We start from the raw sequence: 18,561 nt of genomic DNA, 5'->3' as shown, positions 1-18,561 counted from the left end.
TCTCTAAATAAGTGCTATTATTTAATGATAACAAGTTTAAGGATGAATGTCATGCAAATGTATTTAATCCACACGTTTTTCATCCAGTAATTCTGTTATATTCCCTACTTTATATCCTTGTTCCTTCAATTTTTTAATCATTGTATCTAATGCTTCTGCCGTTGACGAAGTAGGATGCATTAATACGATAGCACCTGGGTGTATTTTTCTCATTACTCTCTGCAATAGTACATCTGGCTCAGGTCGCTTCCAATCGATTGTATCGACAGTCCACATAATCGTTCCCATTTGGAAATCATCAGCGATTTTCACGACTTCATCCCGAAAACTTCCACTCGGCGGGGCAAACCATCTCACCTTTTGATTCGTAGCAGCTTCAATCATTCGATTTGTTTTTTGTAACTGCTCTCGTATTTCATCAGACGATAGCGTTTTCATATTAGGGTGCGTATAAGAATGATTTCCGACTTCTTGATTTGCATCGACAATCATTTTTGCAAATCGTAAATTTTCTTTCACCCAACGTCCTTCTAAAAAGAAAGTCGCCTTCACATCATGCTTTTTCAATATTTCTAATATACGAGGCAAATACTCGTTTCCCCATGCCACATTTATTGTTAATCCCACCATCTTTTTATTCGGATGCCCCCTATAAATTGGAGCAGGTGATAAATCTTCTAAGTGGACACTCGGTGATACTTCCTTAAATTCAAGGTGTTTTTGATCAAATTCCTTTAGCTTCTTCATATTGTTATAGGATGCTTCCATATCAACTTGTCTTCCATTATATCCTGGTGTTGCTTTCCATATCTTATCAATCATCGCATTTTGAGGTGCAATCTCATATTGTTTTGCATGCTTTTGAATTTCTTCATATAAGTTATCCTGTGCAAAAACAGAATAAGAGCCTAAACTGACATATAAAGAAAATATACATATGTATGCCAATATACGAACTTTCATATAAACCCTCCCAAATTAACTATATAAAAAAACATTTTTCTTCTTATCTTTGTTAATTTGAGCGTTATAATGAAAACTATACCTATACTGACATAAAAATATATATAAATCATATTTTTACATAACAAAAAAAGCCAGTTAAACTGGCTTTCGCTTATTGCTGCTCTTGTTTGTTTTCTTCTTTAGCAGCTTCTTTTTCTTGCTCTTCTTTTAGCAATACTTTTCTAGATAGATTAACACGACCTTGCTTGTCAATCTCGATAACTTTAACCGTAATTACGTCACCGATTTTTACAACGTCTTCTACTTTACCTACACGCTCAAGTGCAAGTTCAGAAATGTGAACTAATCCATCTTTACCGCTGAATAATTCAACGAAAGCACCGAATTTCTCAACACGTTTCACTTTTCCTTCGTAGATTTCACCTACTTGTACTTCGCGAACGATATCTTCGATAATTTTCTTAGCTTTGTCGTTCATTTCTTGGTTTATTGAAGAAATGAATACTGTGCCATCTTGCTCGATGTCAATTTTAACGCCAGTTTCTTCAATAATTTTATTGATTTGTTTACCGCTCGGTCCGATAACGTCACGGATTTTATCTGGATTAATTGTCATTGTAATAATCTTTGGAGCGTACGCTGATAATTCAGTGCGTGGCTCTGGAATAACAGATAACATATGATTTAGAATGTGCACACGACCAACTTTCGCTTGTTGTAATGCCTCTTCTAAAATTTCACGAGATAGACCATCGATTTTAATGTCCATTTGTAGTGCAGTTACACCTTGTGCTGTACCTGCTACTTTAAAGTCCATATCACCTAAATGATCTTCCATACCTTGAATATCAGATAAAATTGTGTAATGCTCACCAGTTTTAACTAGACCCATTGCAATACCTGCAACTGGAGCTTTAAGTGGAACACCAGCATCCATCATTGCTAAAGTACTACCACAAATACTTGCTTGTGAAGTAGAACCATTTGATTCTAAAACTTCAGATACAAGACGTACTGTGTATGGGAAATCTTTTTCAGATGGAATTACAGGCTCAAGTGCGCGTTCTCCTAGTGCACCGTGACCGATTTCACGACGACCTGGTCCACGCATTGGTCTAGTTTCACCAACACTAAATGATGGGAAATTGTAATGGTGCATAAAGCGTTTTGATTCTTCTACACCAAGACCATCTAAAATTTGCACATCGCCTAATGCACCTAATGTACAAATACTTAATGCTTGTGTTTGTCCACGAGTGAACAAACCAGAACCGTGTGTACGAGATAAAATGCCAACCTCTGATGCTAATGGACGGATTTCGTCACCTTTACGGCCATCTGGGCGGATTTTTTCAACTGTAATAAGACGACGTACTTCTTCTTTTACAATTTTATATAAAATCTCATTTACTTGTCCTAATGTATCAGCGTCAGCTTCCTGCGCTTCGTAATGCTCAATAACACGCTTTTTCACTTCGTTAATTGCATCTTCACGTGCATGTTTCTCATGTACTTGAATTGCTGAATGCATATCTTCTTCAGCCATTTCACGTACAGCTTGGTTAAGATCAGCGTCAACTTCATAAAGTTTCACTTCTGATTTCTCTTTACCTACAGCTTGTACAATCTCTTCTTGGAATGCAATTAGACGTTTAATTTCGTCATGACCAAACATAATTGCTTCTAACATTGTTTCCTCAGGCACTTGATCTGCTCCTGCTTCAACCATGTTAATTGCATCTTTCGTACCAGCTACAACAAGGTGAATATCACTTTGTTCTTGCTGTTCTACTGTTGGGTTGATAACGAATTCGCCGTTAATACGACCAACTGTTGCACCCGCGATTGGACCTTCAAATGGAATATCTGAAATCGATAACGCTAATGAAGAACCAAGCATAGCTGCCATTTCAGAAGAACAATCTTGATCAACACTCATTACGATGCTGACAACTTGTACTTCGTTACGGAAACCATCTGCGAAAAGTGGACGGATTGGACGGTCGATTAAACGACTTGCCAAAATTGCTTTTTCACTTGGACGACCTTCACGTTTAATGAAACCGCCAGGAATTTTTCCGACTGCATATAAACGCTCTTCATAGTTTACTGTAAGTGGGAAGAAATCTACATTTTTTGCTTCTTTTGATGCAGTTGCTGTAGATAGAACCGCTGTATCGCCATATCTTACTAATACTGCTCCGTTCGCTTGTTTTGCAAGCTGACCAGTTTCAACTGTTAGCTGGCGACCAGCTAAATCTATCGAGAAGACTTGCTTTTCTTGACTCATTTAAGTACCCCTCTCAATTTAAAGTATTCAATTCTTCTATGTAAATGGATAGTATATCACAATATTCTACCTCTAGTATTGCCTAAAATTAAGTAAGCTATAAAGCGTAGAAGATATATTTTTACCTAACAAAAAAGCGGGAATATTCCCGCTTCTTTGACTATCGACGTAAGCCAAGCTTTGTGATTAATTCACGGTAACGTGTGATATCGCTATTACGAAGGTAAGTTAGTAAGTTACGACGTTTACCAACCATCTTTAATAGACCACGACGTGAATGATGATCTTTCTTGTGAGTACGTAAGTGCTCGTTTAGAGTGTTAATTTGCTCCGTTAGGACAGCAATTTGAACCTCTGGAGAACCAGTATCAGTCTCATGAGTTCTAAATTGTGCAATGATTTCATTTTTACGCTCTTGTGTTAAAGCCATCCTATTTCACCTCCTATTAATTAAACCCCCAATTACCTAGCAAGCGTCGGTGAGTCGCAATGCCAAGCAATGGTTGTCATAAAGTACATAACATAGAATACTACTTTTCATTTGAAAAAGCAAGTATATTCTTTTCGCTCACAAAATATTCTTGGGCTGTTTTCTTATCTTTTGCGATTTGTTCAACTAACTCATCGATACCGTTGAATTTCTTTTCTGCTCTTATACGCATATGCCACTCTACTGTAACATTTTGATCGTATATATCTTTGTTAAATTCAAATAAATGCACTTCAATTGATAATTGACGCTCATCTTCTTTAAAAGTCGGTTTATATCCAATATTACATACACCATCGTACCATTCACCGTGAACTTTTAATCTCACTGCATAAACACCTACAGGTGGCAATAAATACTCATCACTTAAACCTACATTAGCTGTTGGAAAACCAATTTGACGTCCACGTTTGTCGCCGTGTATAACTGTTCCCGCTACAGTATAGGCTCTACCTAAAATAGATGGAATTTGCTCCATTTCGCCATTTCGAATTAACTTTCGTAATGCTGTAGAACTTACTTTCTCTTCTTGAAATTCAACTTTTTCAATCACAGTCTGTGTAAACTCCCCTCTTGCATGAAATGGTAAAGTCTCCATCTTTCCTTTTCCTAAACGTCCATATGAATAATCAAACCCTGCTACTACATGCTTTACATTTAAACCAATAATATAATCATCTACAAATTGTTGCGGTAATAACCCTGCAAATGATTCATCAAATTTAATTACATATAATATATCGATTCCTAAGCTTTCGACTATTTTTTCTTTATCGCGCATCGGTGTAATATACTCCACATGCGCATCCTTTTTTCCTAAAACAACAGATGGATGAGGATGAAATGTCATAACTGCACTTTTATATCCTCGGTCGTCCGCTATTTTTTTCGCAGTTCGAATTACACATTGATGTCCTAAATGAATGCCATCAAAAAATCCTAATGCCATTACAGTAGGTGGTAATTCTAATTTATTTTGTTCATGTGGATGAGTTAAATGAATAAGTTTCACGCTTGAATTCACCTTTTTCTGTAATAATCCTTCCAATAATTCATTATAGCTTTAGTTCTTGATTATTCACAAGTACTTTCATCGGCTTTAACATACCAGGATGTTTCGGATGATGTTCATAAATTGCTAAGCAACGATCATTTTTATCAAACACTGTAATAAATGGTGCTGTTATTTCTAATTCATTTTTTAAGAACATACCATTCTTTATTTTCTCTGCTTGCTTTTCATCTACAACCATTTTTGGAAACTTACTTAATGCTTCATCAATTGAAATGAAGATAGACTCTACTGTTCCATTTTGCACGTTTTCTTCAATTTCTTCAAATGATATGCAATCTTCTAATAAAAATTCACCAGATGCCGTTCTTATAAGGTGCGACATATGTGATGGGAAACCAAGTTTTTCCCCGATCATTACAGCTAACGTTCTTACATATGTTCCTTTACTACACGTTACACGGAAACGGAATGAAATATTTTCTCCTTCAAAAACTTCACGATCATCAAGTAATATGAATTCATGAATTGTAATTGTACGAACTGGACGTTCCACCTCTTGCCCTGCTCTTGCATATTCGTATAATTTTTTCCCGTTTACTTTTACAGCCGAGAACATTGGTGGCATTTGTTCAATCGTGCCTGTTAATTCCGCAAGGACTTTCTCTACTTCCTTACGAGTAATAGTACGATCTACATTTTTCGTTTCAACAACCTCACCAGAAGCATCTTCAGTTGTCGTTGAAAACCCTAATGTTACTTCACCTTCATATGTTTTCGTTTCACTTGTTAAAAATTGTGCAATTTTCGTTGCTCTTCCAACGCAAATTGGTAATACTCCTGTTACATCAGGGTCTAATGTTCCCGTATGACCAATTCTCTTTTCTCGCAATATCTTTCTTAATTTAAATACACAATCATGTGATGTCATGCCTTTTGGCTTATGTAATAATACTACACCTTCCATATATGTTCACCTCATCATAATTCTCTCGTAGTAAATATCCAAAACTTATTTTGCATTGAAAAAATGGATAGACAAATGTCTATCCATTATTCTTCACGTTTACCGTCTTTATTAATTTCATGTAAAAGTGTATCAATTCGATGACCATATCCGATAGACTCATCAAACTCAAAGGTAATTTCTGGTGTTTTACGAAGACGAATACGTTGGCCAATTTCTGAACGAATAAAGCCTTTTGCCTTCGCTAAACCTTTTAAAGTATTTTCTTTCTGTTCTTCATCACCTAAAACAGAAATATATACTTTAGCAATTTGTAAATCACCACTCACTTGTACATCAGTTACTGTAACAAATCCAATACGTGGGTCTTTAATTTTACGACTGATAATGTCGCCTAATTCTTTTTTCATTTGCTCGCCCACACGGTTCGCACGTAATTTCATAACTCTTCACCTCATTCAATACCATTCCAAATGTGTTATTGTACGTTCAATTTCAGGAAATGAATCGATGTACTCAAGTACACGATTCATTTCTTTCTCACAGATAACACGATTTGAGGATACGGAAACAATTGCAATTTCTGTACGTTGCCATACATCTTGGTGCCCAACTTCAGAAACAGCTACATTATAGCGCTGTTTTACACGAGTTAACACACGTTGTAAAATTGCACGTTTCTCTTTTAAAGAATGCACATCGTAAATCATACACTCGAATGAGAGTGAAGCGATAATCATCGCTTCACTTCTTCCATAATGTACGCTTCAATGATGTCCCCTTCTTTAAGATCATTATATCTCTCAATTGTAATACCACACTCATAGTTTTGTGCAACTTCTTTTACGTCGTCTTTGAAACGTTTTAACGTATCAAGTTGTCCTTCGAAAATTACTACGCCGTCACGGATAATACGTACGCCACTATCACGCGTAATTTTACCGTCTGTTACGTAACAACCTGCGATTGTTCCAACTTTTGTTACTTTAAACGTTTGACGAACTTCTGCTTGACCGATTACTTTTTCTTCGAATTCTGGATCAAGCATACCTTGCATAGCTGCTTCAATCTCTTCGATTACTTTATAAATAATACGGTGTAAACGAATATCAACGTTCTCTAATTCAGCTGTACGCTTCGCGTTTACATCTGGACGTACGTTAAATCCAATTACAATTGCATTAGATGCAGAAGCTAAAATGATATCAGATTCTGTAATCGCACCTACACCAGTGTGAATGATTTTAACTTTTACGCCTTCAACATCAATTTTACGAAGTGATGCTGCCATCGCTTCAACAGAACCTTGTACGTCTGCTTTTACGATTAAGTTAATTTCTTTTACATCGCCCTCTTGGATTTGTTGGAATAAATCTTCAAGGCTTAATTTAGATTTCTCACCACGTTGTGCAACTAACGCTTCTTGTGCACGTGATTCACCAATTTGACGAGCTTTCTTCTCATCAGCAAATGCCATGAAACGATCTCCAGCCTGTGGTACTTCGTTTAAACCAGTAATTTCAACAGGAGTTGATGGACCAGCAACTTTTACACGACGACCAATATCACTTACCATTGCACGAACACGTCCGAATGAAGTTCCAACAACGATTGGATCTCCAACTCGAAGCGTACCATTTTGAACAAGTAATGTCGCGATAGTTCCTTTACCTTTATCAAGCTGTGCTTCGATTACTGTACCAGTTGCATAGCGGTTTGGATTTGCTTTATATTCTTCTACTTCACTTACAAGAAGGATCATTTCTAGTAAGTTGTCAATGCCTTCGCCTTGAATTGCAGAAATTGGTACGAAAATAGTATCTCCGCCCCAAGCTTCTGGAACTAATTCATATTCAGTTAGTTCTTGCATTACGCGATCAGGGTTTGCAGCTGGTTTATCCATTTTATTCACAGCAACAATAATTGGTACTCCTGCTGCCTTCGCATGGTTAATTGCTTCAACCGTTTGTGGCATAACACCGTCATCCGCTGCAACAACAAGGATTGTAATATCCGTTACTTGTGCTCCACGAGCACGCATCGTTGTAAATGCTGCGTGACCAGGTGTATCTAAGAATGTAATCTTCTTATCGTTTACTTCAACTTGATATGCACCGATATGCTGAGTAATTCCACCCGCTTCGCCTGCAGTTACTTTTGAGTTACGAATAGAATCCAGTAATGTTGTTTTACCATGGTCAACGTGTCCCATGATTGTAACTACAGCTGGACGTTCTTTTAAGTTCTCTTCATCATCTTGCTCATCAATGAATGTTTCAAACTCAGTCTCGCTTACAATTACTTCTTCTTCTACTTCAATACCGTAGTCGTTAGCAATTAACTCAATTGTATCTTTATCCAAGTCTTGGTTAATTGTTGCCATAATTCCAAGCATGAAGAGCTTCTTAATAATTTCAGATGGCTCTTTGCTTAATTTTTTAGCAAGATCTCCTACTGTAAGGCTTCCAGAGAAAGTAATTTTATCTGGTGTTTCTACAATTTGAGTTTGTTGTCTACCAGCAAAGTTCTCTTGACGTTTGTCTTCGTTTCCTTTGCCTTTTTTCTTTTTCTTATTGCTGTTCTTTTTACTGCGAACAACTTTTTCTTCTACTTCAAACTCATCTGCAACAGAAGGTTTTTCAGTTTGATATTCATTATCTAATTTATTTACTACTTCATCGTCTAACATTGTCATATGATTCGAAACCTCGATATTCATTTCTTTTAGTTTTGTCATAAGATCTTTACTTGAGATATTATGTTTTTTTGCATATTCATGCACTCGAATTTTACTCATACCTTCACCCCCGGTAATTTGTATCGAGCATGCTACGCAGCTTTTTCGCAAAGCCTACATCTAACACAGCTACAACGACTCGCTCATCTCTCCCAATCGCATGCCCTAATTGTTGTCGATTTTCGACCTTTCTCATTGGTACGTTGTAGTACGTAGTTTTATCTGTGATGCGTTTTGTAGTATTTACTGACGCATCTTCAGATAGCAATACAAGTTTTGCTTTGCCACTTCGTACTTCTTTTAAAACGAGTTCTTCACCCGAAATAATTTTCCGAGCCCGGTTTGCTAGTCCTAAAAACGATTTCCAATCGGACACTTATTTCGACTCCTTCTCAACAAGCTCAAGAAGCTCTTCATATAAAGAACCGTCGATTTTCGCTTTTAGATGATGTTCCAAAACATTTTTCTTTTGAGCTTGAAGAATGCTCTCCTTGTCCTTCGACAAGTAAGCACCTCGTCCTGATTTTTTCCCAGTTAAATCAATGGACACTTCTCCCTCTTTGGAACGAACAATGCGAACGAGCTCTCGTTTTGATTTCATTTCTTGCGTTGCAACACATTTTCGTAACGGAACTTTTCGATTGCTCATACTCATCACCTCTATTCGATTTCGTCTTCCACTGAATCGAATCCAAATGCGATTACGCTATCTTCTTCTGTTACAATACCAAGTTGTTTCGCATCAGACTCACTCTTAATATCAATTTTCCAGCCTGTTAATTTAGCTGCAAGACGTGCATTTTGTCCACGCTTACCGATAGCTAATGATAACTGGTGGTCTGGAACAACTACTGTTGTCGCTTTTTCTTCTTCATCTACAAGTACTTTAACAACTTGTGATGGGCTTAATGCATTTGCAACATATTCAACTGGATCATTTGACCAGCGGACGATGTCAATTTTTTCACCTTTTAATTCGTCTACAATGCGTTGTACACGTTGCCCTTTTGGTCCTACACAAGAACCAACTGGATCAACATCAGTGTTCTCTGCATATACAGAGATCTTAGAGCGATCGCCAGCTTCACGTGCTACAGAACGAATTTCTACAGTTCCATCATAGATTTCAGGAACTTCCATTTCGAATAAACGTTTTAAAAGACCAGGATGTGTACGTGATACGTAAATTTGTGGTCCTTTTGTCGTTTTTTCTACTTTCGTAATGAATACGCGAATACGATCATGTGGTTTGTATTGCTCATTAGGCATTTGCTCACTTACAGGTAATAAAGCTTCTACTTTTCCTAAGCTTACATAGATGAAACGAGCATCTTGACGTTGTACAATACCTACCATAATATCTTCTTCACGGTCACTAAACTCAGAGTAAATAACACCGCGCTCTGCTTCACGCACTCGTTGTGTGACAACTTGTTTTGCAGTTTGTGCTGCAATACGACCAAAGTCTTTTGGTGTTACTTCAATTTCTAGTACGTCACCATCTTGGTAGTTTGGATTAATTTGTCTTGCTTCCTCTACAGAAATTTCAAGACGTGGATCAAACACATTGTCTACTACGTCTTTACGTGCTAAAACTTGAATTGTTCCCACTTCTGGGTTAAAGCTCACACGAACGTTTTGTGCTTGATTAAAATTGCGCTTATAAGCAGAGATTAAAGCTGCTTCAATCGCATCAATAATAATGTCTTTGCTAATGCCTTTTTCAGATTCTAATACGAGCAAAGCATCTAATAACTCAGTGCTCATGAAGATCCCCCTTCTAACTAAAACGTAACAGCAAGTCGCGCATTTGCGACTTTATCCATCGAAATTTGGATTTCTTTTTTACGTGTTTTAATTGTTAATAATAATGTTATTGTTGTACCATCGTAAGAAAGCAGTTTTCCTTCAAACATCTTTTCACCATCAATCGGCTCATATGTTTTAATTGCCACTTGTTTTCCTACCGCTTGCTGGAAGTCTTTTTCTTTCTTTAATGGGCGTTCCGCTCCAGGAGATGATACATCCAAAAAGTAAAGATGAGGAATTGGATCCTCTTTATCTAAAGCTTCGCTTAAACGTTCACTTACCGCACCGCATTCTTCAATGTCGACTCCCTTTTCAGAATCGATGAATACGCGTAAGAACCAGTCTTGTCCTTCTTTCACATACTCTACATCTACAAGTTCAAGATTTAACTCTTCAACGATCGGCTGCGCAAATGCTTCTACAACTTCTGTGACTTTCTTATCCATAAACAGCCTCCTTCCTGCCGTCATGTACCATTTAAAAGAAGAAGACCCCGCCACTTTAAAAACGGTCTATCTTATTCTTTCTCGTTAGCTAACAAAAGCCCCTGCTGTTCAGCAGGGATTATCTGTCTTAGTATTACCAAATTTAAGAAGTAAAACTTGTAACAAAATATGTATATACGACAGAAATCTTTTACCTATCTACGTAGAGAAAACATAGATAGTAACACGAAAGAGTGGGTTTCCCCACTCTTTTCTTTACACAATATACATGACATGGTTATCTCGGTTAATAGTATATCATAGGAAATGTTGATTTGCAAAGACTTTTCCTACCTACTAGAACAGTGATAACTGGTTTTGATCCGGTAAATCTCCTAAACAACCTTGACTATCTAAATACTCAATAATTGTTTTCGAAACCTTACTACGCTGCTGCAAGTCCTCTTTTGATAAGAAGTCTCCATTTTTACGTGCTTCCACAATACTTAAAGCTGCGTTTGTACCAAGACCAGGTACCGCATTAAATGGAGGAATTAATGTGTCTCCATCAATAATAAATTCTGTTGCATGTGAGCGGTATAAATCCACCTTTTGGAATGAGTATCCACGCTCACACATTTCAAGTGTCATTTCTAGTACTGTTAATAAACTCTTCTCTTTCGGCGCAGCATCGAGTCCCTTTTGAGCAATTTCATCAATTCTTGCACGTATAGATGCTGAACCTTTCGCCATTGCCTCTACATCAAAATCATCTGCACGAACTGTAAAATATGCGGCATAGAATAACAGTGCAAAATGTACTTTAAAGTATGCGATACGTACAGCCATAAGTACGTAAGCAGCCGCATGGGCTTTAGGGAACATGTATTTAATCTTCTTACATGAATCAATATACCAATCTGGTACATTATTATTTTTCATGTCTTCTTCCCATTCTTCCGGTACACCTTTACCTTTACGAACCGACTCCATGATTTTGAAGGCTAATGATGGATCTAGACCTTGATAGATTAAATATACCATGATGTCATCACGACAACCGATAACTTCGCTCAGCGTACATGTACCGTTATAAATTAACTCGTTTGCATTACCAAGCCATACGTCAGTACCATGTGATAGTCCAGAAATTTGGACTAACTCTGAGAATGTCGTCGGTTTTGTCTCTTCTAACATCTGTCTTACGAATTTTGTACCAAACTCTGGTATACCAAGTGTACCTGTTTTACAGTTAATTTGCTCTTCCGTTACCCCTAACGATTCTGGACCAGAGAAAATTTTCATTACTTCTGGATCATCCGTTGGGATTGTTTTCGGATCAATACCACTTAAATCTTGTAACATACGAATAACGGTCGGATCATCGTGTCCTAGTATATCAAGTTTTAATAAATTATCATGAATCGAGTGGAAATCAAAATGCGTTGTTCTCCATTCAGCACCAATTGAATCAGCTGGGTACTGTATTGGTGAGAAATCAAAGATATCCATGTAATCTGGCACAACGATAATACCGCCTGGATGCTGTCCTGTTGTACGTTTTACACCGGTACACCCTGCTACTAAGCGATCAATCTCTGCATTTCGAATCGTTAAGTTATGATCATTTGCATAACCTTTTACATATCCGTAAGCAGTTTTTTCCGCAACTGTACCAATCGTTCCTGCACGATATACATAGTCTTCACCGAACAGTACTTTCGTATAGTTATGGGCACGTGGTTGGTATTCCCCGGAGAAGTTCAAATCGATATCGGGCACCTTATCTCCTTTAAATCCAAGGAACGTTTCGAAAGGAATGTCATGTCCATCTTTTACATATGGAATATTACAAGCAGGACATTCTTTATCTGGTAAGTCAAAACCAGAACCTACAGAACCATCATTAAAGAATTCTGATTGCTTACACTTCGGACATACATAGTGTGGTGGTAATGGGTTTACTTCTGTAATTTCCATCATCGTTGCAACAAATGATGACCCTACCGATCCACGCGAACCTACTAGATATCCGTCTACTAACGATTTTTTCACAAGCTTATGTGAAATTAAATAAATTACGGCGAATCCATGCCCAATAATACTTTTTAATTCTTTTTCTAAACGTGCTTCTACAATTTCCGGTAACTCTTCACCATAAATGCTACGCGCCATTTTATAACTCATATCACGCGTTTCATCATCAGCACCTTCAATTTTCGGTGTGTATAGATCGTCTTTTACTGGATGCACATCACCAATTAATGACGCAATCTTTTGTGTATTTGTTACAACAACTTCTTTCGCTTTGTCTTCACCTAAGAATGAAAAACATTCTAACATCTCATCAGTTGTACGGAAATGTACTGGCGGTAATGAATGTCGATTTAACGGATTGGCTCCGCCCTGCGAACTGACTAAAATTTTACGATACATCGCATCCTCAGGGTCTAAATAATGCACGTTTCCTGTAGCAACAACTGGTTTATCTAACGTCTCACCTAGTTTTACTAAGTTAGAAATAATTGTTTTTAATTGACCTTCGTCTCGAACAAGCTCACGTTCTACTAAATGACGCAACACCTCTGGAGGCATTACTTCAATGTAATCATAGAACTGGGCAATTTCTTCTACCTCTTCAGGTGCCTTTTGCATCATTGCCTCAAACACTTCACCTTTATCACAAGCCGTTCCTACTAAAATCCCTTCACGATATTTTTTTAATAGTGATCTCGGCACACGTGGTACACGGTAAAAGTAATTAAGGTGAGAATATGAAACAAGTTTATATAAATTTTTCAATCCAACATCTGATGTGGCAAGTAACGTCATATGACTTGGACGGCCACGCTTATACGCATCCCCTTGTCCCATGCTATCATTTAATTGATCGTGATATTCAAATCCCTTTTCAATTACGTCTTTCAACATTTTCACAAGTAAATATCCCGTCGCTTCTGTATCATAAATCGCACGGTGATGTTGTGTTAATTCAATATCAAGTTTTTTACACATCGTATTTAATCGATGATTTTTCATTTCTGGGAATAAAAATCGTGCAAGTTCTAACGTATCAATAACTGGATTATTCGTTTTTTCTAGTCCAGCCTTTTTAAAACCTACGTTAATAAAGCCCATATCAAAGCTCGCGTTATGGGCAACAAGTGTATGGTCGCCCATCCATTCCTCAAACTTTTTAAACACTTCGTCCACTTCAGGTGCATCAGTTAACATATCATCCGTAATACCTGTCAATTCAATAATCGTCGCTGATAATGGTTGATGTGGATTTGCGAAAGATTCAAAGCGATCAATAATTTCGCCACCCTTTACTTTTACGGCAGCCAACTCAATGACTGTATCGTATACAGCTGATAAACCTGTCGTCTCAACGTCGAAAACAACATACGTTTCCTCTGCAAGTAAACGATGCGCTTCGTTATACGCTATCGGTACACCATCATTAACTAGATTTGCTTCTACACCATATATAACTTTAACACCAGCCTTCTTCCCTGCAGAATACGCCTCTGGGAAGGACTGAGCCACGGCATGATCTGTAACCGCAATAGCCTCATGTCCCCATTTACCAGCTTGAGCAACAAGCTTAGAAACTGGAGTGACAGCGTCCATTTGACTCATCGGAGTATGGAGATGCAGCTCTACTCGTTTTTCGCCTTCTGGTGCTTTATCTTTACGAGACGGTCCTGTTATTTCATTAATATCATTTGCAATCATTACTAAATCTCGAACGAATGTATCGTTTTGAACAGAACCACGCGCTTTCACCCACATTCCTTTTTTCAAGGATTGCAGCATTGGAATATCTTCTTTGTCACGCGAGAACATTTTGATCATAATAGAATCCGTATAATCCGTTATTTTTAAAGTTAATAACGTACGCCCACTACGAAGCTCTTTTGTTTCTACATGGAAGACATATCCTTGAACCGTTTTTCTTCTTTCTTCATCTTGAATTTCTCGCATCGGTGTAATCTCTTCATCTGGCTTAATAAGATACCCGAGTGTAATCGGTCCTTCATACACAACGCTGCTTTCTTCAGCTTGCTTCTTCGCCATTTCTTCCATAGCTTGTATAACACGCTCACGGTCTTCTTGCTGCGTTTGTTCACGAAACTTTTGCATTTCTTCTGTATTTTGCTGTATATGTGTGTCTAACTGAAAACGCGGGAATCCAAAAACTTCGTATTGATCCCCTACTGGTTTCGCAACGTTTTTCTTTAAAGCCGTAGACTCCAGCTCGTTATTTACATTTATTAACAACTTCACTCCATTCACCTGTGGAAGCTGCTTCTTTAAGTATGCGAACATAGGTGAAAATGTAATTCGTTCCGTACAAAGCGGCCAATACGCCCTCACTTCTTCTTCTGTAAATTGTTTATTCTCTGTTTCTAATGCAAATGTTGTTCTTGCAATATGAGAAAATGATTGCTTAAGCTTTGTTTCTAGCAATTCATATAATTCTGTAGGCAAAATACGTGGCACTTGTAAATCAAAATGCCAACTTTTATTCGCTTTATCAATAACGAGCCTTTCAATACCACCGCCTTGTAAATATTGATTTATAAGGTCGTCTGGTATTTGCAACTGCTGGAGCAAAATTTGAAATCGCTCTTGTTGTTCATTTGTTAAAGACATAAGCACTCTCCTTCCATTTGCTATTATAAATTGAAACGTACCACAAAGAAAGATTTCTCACCTCTTCTTTTACAAAATACGTTTACAAAGAAAGAGAAGGTACCCCATTACGAGGTACCTCTTCTTATTTTAAAATATTTGCAATATATGTTTGAAGTTCTTCTACTTTTACTTCTTCAGACTCACCTGTAGCACGTACTTTCACTTCTACAATACCTTCGTCTGCTTTTTTACCAACTGTAACACGAACTGGAAGACCGAATAAATCTGCATCTGCAAATTTAACACCTGCACGTTCTGCACGATCGTCTAATAACACTTCATAGCCTTGTTCTTGTAATGAGTTGTAGATATTTTCACCCATTTCACGTTGTGCATCAGATTTCATATTTACTGGAATTACATGCACATGGAACGGTGCTACCGCTTTTGGCCAAACTAAGCCGTTCTCATCGTTAAATTGCTCTGCAATTGCTGCTACTGTACGAGATACACCGATACCGTAACAACCCATAATAAGTGGTTGTGTTTTTCCATTTTCATCTAGGAATGTTGCGTTCATTGCTTCACTATAACGAGTTCCTAATTTGAATACATGACCAACTTCAATTCCGCGTGCGAAAAGAATTGTTCCGTTTCCATCTGGAGATTGGTCTCCTTCTTGAATAAAGCGTAAATCTGTATATTGACTTACTTTAAAGTCACGTTCTGGATTTACATTTACATAATGGAACCCTTCTTCATTCGCTCCTGAACATCCGTTAACAATTGATGCTACAGCGTGATCAGCAATAATTTCGATATCACCTGTTACATTAATCGGTCCTAATGAACCAACTTCACAATTTAATAATGCTTTTACTTCTTCATGAGAAGCAAGCTCAACAACTGAAGCGCCATATACATTTTTCACTTTCACATCGTTTACTTCGTGATCACCACGAACAAGTACAACTACTAATTTCTCATCTACTTTAAACACCATAGACTTAATGCACTTGTCAGCTGCAATGTTTAAGAATGCAGATACTTCTTCAATTGCTTTTTGGTCTGGTGTTGCTACTTTTTCAAGTGCTTTTTCTGCTTCGTCACTCTTCGTATACGTAGCTACAACAGGAGCCATTTCGATGTTTGCTGCATAATCAGATGTGTCAGAGTATGCAATTGTATCTTCACCAACATCAGATAATACCATAAATTCATGTGTATCTTTTCCGCCCATTGCTCCAGAATCAGCAATAACTGCACGGAAATTCAAGCCACAGCGAGTAAAAATGTTAGAGTATGCTTTATATAAGCGATCGTATACTTCATCTAAGCTCTCTTGTGTAGCATGGAAAGAGTAGGCATCTTTCATTAGAAACTCTCTTCCACGTAATAAGCCGAAACGAGGTCTTTGCTCATCACGGAATTTTGTTTGAATTTGGTATAATGTTAACGGTAATTTTTTATATGATTTCACTTCATCACGCACAAGATCCGTAATTACTTCCTCATGTGTCGCTCCTAATGCGAATTCACGAGCGTTACGATCTTTCATACGCATTAATTCAGATCCGTAAGAATACCAACGACCTGATTCTTGCCATAATTCTGCAGCTTGCATAGCTGGCATTAATAATTCTACAGCTCCTGCGCGCTCCATTTCTTCTCGAACGATACGTTCTACTTTGTGTAATACTTTTAATCCAAATGGTAGAAAGCTATAAATACCAGAAGCATTTTGACGCATAAAACCTGCACGAAGTAATAGCTGATGACTCTTAATTTCAGCATCAGCTGGAACTTCACGTAATGTAGGACTGAATACCATACTTTGTTTCATTTATTTGCACCTCTTCATTTTACTCTTACACGCAGTAAAACCCCTCACCTCGAGTTAGGTGAGGGATTTTATTCTACGAGCTCTATTTCATTATAAGTTTCACTTTATTTTACAAGAAAAACTTACGAATGTCATTCCAAGTTACAACTAACATAAGTAACATTAATAATGCAAAACCAATAAAGTGAACCATTCCTTCTTTTTGGCGATCAATTGGTTTCCCTCGTAACGCTTCAATTAAGAAGAAGAATAAACGGCCACCATCTAAAGCAGGAACTGGTAATAAATTAAATAAACCAAGATTAATGCTTAGAACTGCAGCTAAACTTAGTACACGCGTAAACCCATAATCTACAACTTGATCTGTTAGATTATAAATTCCTACTGGACCTGACAACTCATTAATAGAAAATTGACCAGTTACTAATTTCACAAGAGACTCAAAAATTAGTTTCGTCCATTGGTACGTTTGTTCAAAACCTGATTTAATAGAACCCATCACTGTTTTCTCTACAGGAGAGTAGACACCAATTCTACCAACTTCTTCTTTACCTTCTTTATCGAGTGTTGGCGTTACTTTCACATTAAACTGTTCATTATCACGCTTTACTTGTAACGTAATTTCTTTATTTGGGTTTTCACGTACAATAGTAACAACATCTTTCCATGTACTTGTGTTTTTCCCATCAATAGCTTGAATTGTATCATTCTCTTTCAATCCAGCTTGCTGTGCTGCACTGTTATCCATCACTTTTCCGACCATTGGTTTGTCAACAGGAACCCCTTGTACAAATCCAAGAATCACAAAAATAACAAATGCTAAAATGAAGTTCATTGCAGGACCCGCAAAGATTGTTAAAGCGCGTTGCCCTAGTTTTTTCGAGCCAAATTGTCTATTATACGGGGCAATTTGAATTTCTTCCCCCGCAGTAATAATACGAGCCTTTTCATTCACTCGGAATGTTTGAAGCTCTTCCTCGTACTCTTCATAGCCCGAAATTGTTAAATTATGCTCCAAATCAGCTTGTTCGACTTCAATAACACGAACATTTGGATACTTTTCATATCCATCAAAAACTAATTTCACAACTTCGTCTTTTTCATTTAATACAAGGCCAACCTTTTTCCCAGGCTTTAACTCAACTGTGTCCGCATCCTCGCCAGCCATTCTTACATAGCCACCAAGGGGCAGTAATCGAATCGTATACACCGTTTCATTCTTTTCAAATGAGAATATTTTCGGACCAAAACCAATCGCAAACTCGCGGCATAAAATACCTGCTCTTTTTGCGAAATATAGATGCCCTAGCTCATGGAAAAATACGAGTGCACCGAAAATTAATATAAAGGCAATCGCTGTATTCAATTCCATAACCACCTT

General features: G+C 37.5%; 15 protein-coding genes. All 15 read right to left on the bottom strand.

What is annotated here, in order from left to right; translation table 11 throughout:
• Positions 1-63: 63 nt before the first annotated feature.
• The 15 genes from QCI79_RS21780 to rseP all read right to left on the bottom strand — a co-directional run bounded on the left by QCI79_RS21780 (position 64) and on the right by rseP (position 18,546).
• On the bottom strand, positions 64-963 hold the full coding sequence (locus QCI79_RS21780; protein ID WP_000868232.1) for a polysaccharide deacetylase family protein: 900 nt from the start codon (positions 961-963) through the stop codon (positions 64-66).
• 154 nt (positions 964-1,117) lie between these two features.
• On the bottom strand, positions 1,118-3,256 hold the full coding sequence (gene pnp / locus QCI79_RS21775) for a polyribonucleotide nucleotidyltransferase (protein ID WP_000076737.1): 2,139 nt from the start codon (positions 3,254-3,256) through the stop codon (positions 1,118-1,120).
• A 160-nt stretch (positions 3,257-3,416) separates the two neighbouring features.
• Positions 3,417-3,686, bottom strand: a complete 270-nt coding sequence (gene rpsO, locus QCI79_RS21770) for a 30S ribosomal protein S15 (protein ID WP_001229392.1) — start codon at positions 3,684-3,686, stop codon at positions 3,417-3,419.
• Positions 3,687-3,786: 100 nt separating this feature from the next.
• Positions 3,787-4,758, bottom strand: coding sequence for a bifunctional riboflavin kinase/FAD synthetase (gene ribF / locus QCI79_RS21765; RefSeq protein WP_000766704.1), 972 nt, complete (start codon positions 4,756-4,758; stop codon positions 3,787-3,789).
• 43 nt (positions 4,759-4,801) lie between these two features.
• Positions 4,802-5,725, bottom strand: coding sequence for a tRNA pseudouridine(55) synthase TruB (gene truB / locus QCI79_RS21760; protein ID WP_000399348.1), 924 nt, complete (start codon positions 5,723-5,725; stop codon positions 4,802-4,804).
• Positions 5,726-5,811: 86 nt separating this feature from the next.
• Positions 5,812-6,168, bottom strand: a complete 357-nt coding sequence (gene rbfA / locus QCI79_RS21755; RefSeq protein WP_000776437.1) for a 30S ribosome-binding factor RbfA — start codon at positions 6,166-6,168, stop codon at positions 5,812-5,814.
• 15 nt (positions 6,169-6,183) lie between these two features.
• The gene (locus QCI79_RS21750; RefSeq protein WP_000582363.1) at positions 6,184-6,465 is read right to left on the bottom strand and encodes a DUF503 domain-containing protein; all 282 of its coding nucleotides are present in this window, start codon (positions 6,463-6,465) and stop codon (positions 6,184-6,186) included.
• The gene (gene infB / locus QCI79_RS21745; protein WP_000036343.1) at positions 6,462-8,522 is read right to left on the bottom strand and encodes a translation initiation factor IF-2; all 2,061 of its coding nucleotides are present in this window, start codon (positions 8,520-8,522) and stop codon (positions 6,462-6,464) included. Before infB ends, QCI79_RS21750 begins: the two co-directional genes overlap by 4 nt.
• Before the next feature lie 4 nt (positions 8,523-8,526).
• Positions 8,527-8,838: a YlxQ family RNA-binding protein gene (locus QCI79_RS21740; RefSeq protein WP_001286524.1), complete on the bottom strand. Its 312-nt coding sequence runs from the start codon at positions 8,836-8,838 to the stop codon at positions 8,527-8,529.
• Positions 8,839-9,111, bottom strand: a complete 273-nt coding sequence (gene rnpM, locus QCI79_RS21735; RefSeq protein WP_000071127.1) for an RNase P modulator RnpM — start codon at positions 9,109-9,111, stop codon at positions 8,839-8,841. It abuts the gene before it with no gap.
• An 11-nt stretch (positions 9,112-9,122) separates the two neighbouring features.
• Positions 9,123-10,229: a transcription termination factor NusA gene (nusA, locus tag QCI79_RS21730; protein ID WP_000102604.1), complete on the bottom strand. Its 1,107-nt coding sequence runs from the start codon at positions 10,227-10,229 to the stop codon at positions 9,123-9,125.
• 17 nt (positions 10,230-10,246) lie between these two features.
• Positions 10,247-10,717 carry a ribosome maturation factor RimP gene (gene rimP, locus QCI79_RS21725; RefSeq protein ID WP_000359096.1) on the bottom strand — a complete coding sequence of 157 codons (471 nt, stop codon included), beginning with the start codon at positions 10,715-10,717 and terminating at the stop codon, positions 10,247-10,249.
• A 336-nt stretch (positions 10,718-11,053) separates the two neighbouring features.
• Positions 11,054-15,355: a PolC-type DNA polymerase III gene (locus tag QCI79_RS21720; RefSeq protein WP_000060004.1), complete on the bottom strand. Its 4,302-nt coding sequence runs from the start codon at positions 15,353-15,355 to the stop codon at positions 11,054-11,056.
• 124 nt (positions 15,356-15,479) lie between these two features.
• Complete coding sequence (locus QCI79_RS21715; protein ID WP_000814333.1) at positions 15,480-17,180, bottom strand: proline--tRNA ligase; 1,701 nt, start codon at positions 17,178-17,180, stop codon at positions 15,480-15,482.
• Between the two features lie 109 nt (positions 17,181-17,289).
• Positions 17,290-18,546, bottom strand: coding sequence for an RIP metalloprotease RseP (gene rseP, locus QCI79_RS21710; RefSeq protein ID WP_001090245.1), 1,257 nt, complete (start codon positions 18,544-18,546; stop codon positions 17,290-17,292).
• Positions 18,547-18,561 lie beyond the last annotated feature (15 nt).

The sequence above is a fragment of the Bacillus cereus group sp. MG1 genome, from assembly GCF_040460035.1.
GTDB lineage: Bacteria > Bacillota > Bacilli > Bacillales > Bacillaceae_G > Bacillus_A > Bacillus_A cereus.
Note: the sequence above shows the minus strand (reverse complement) of the source record. Positions and strands in the feature narration are given on the sequence as shown.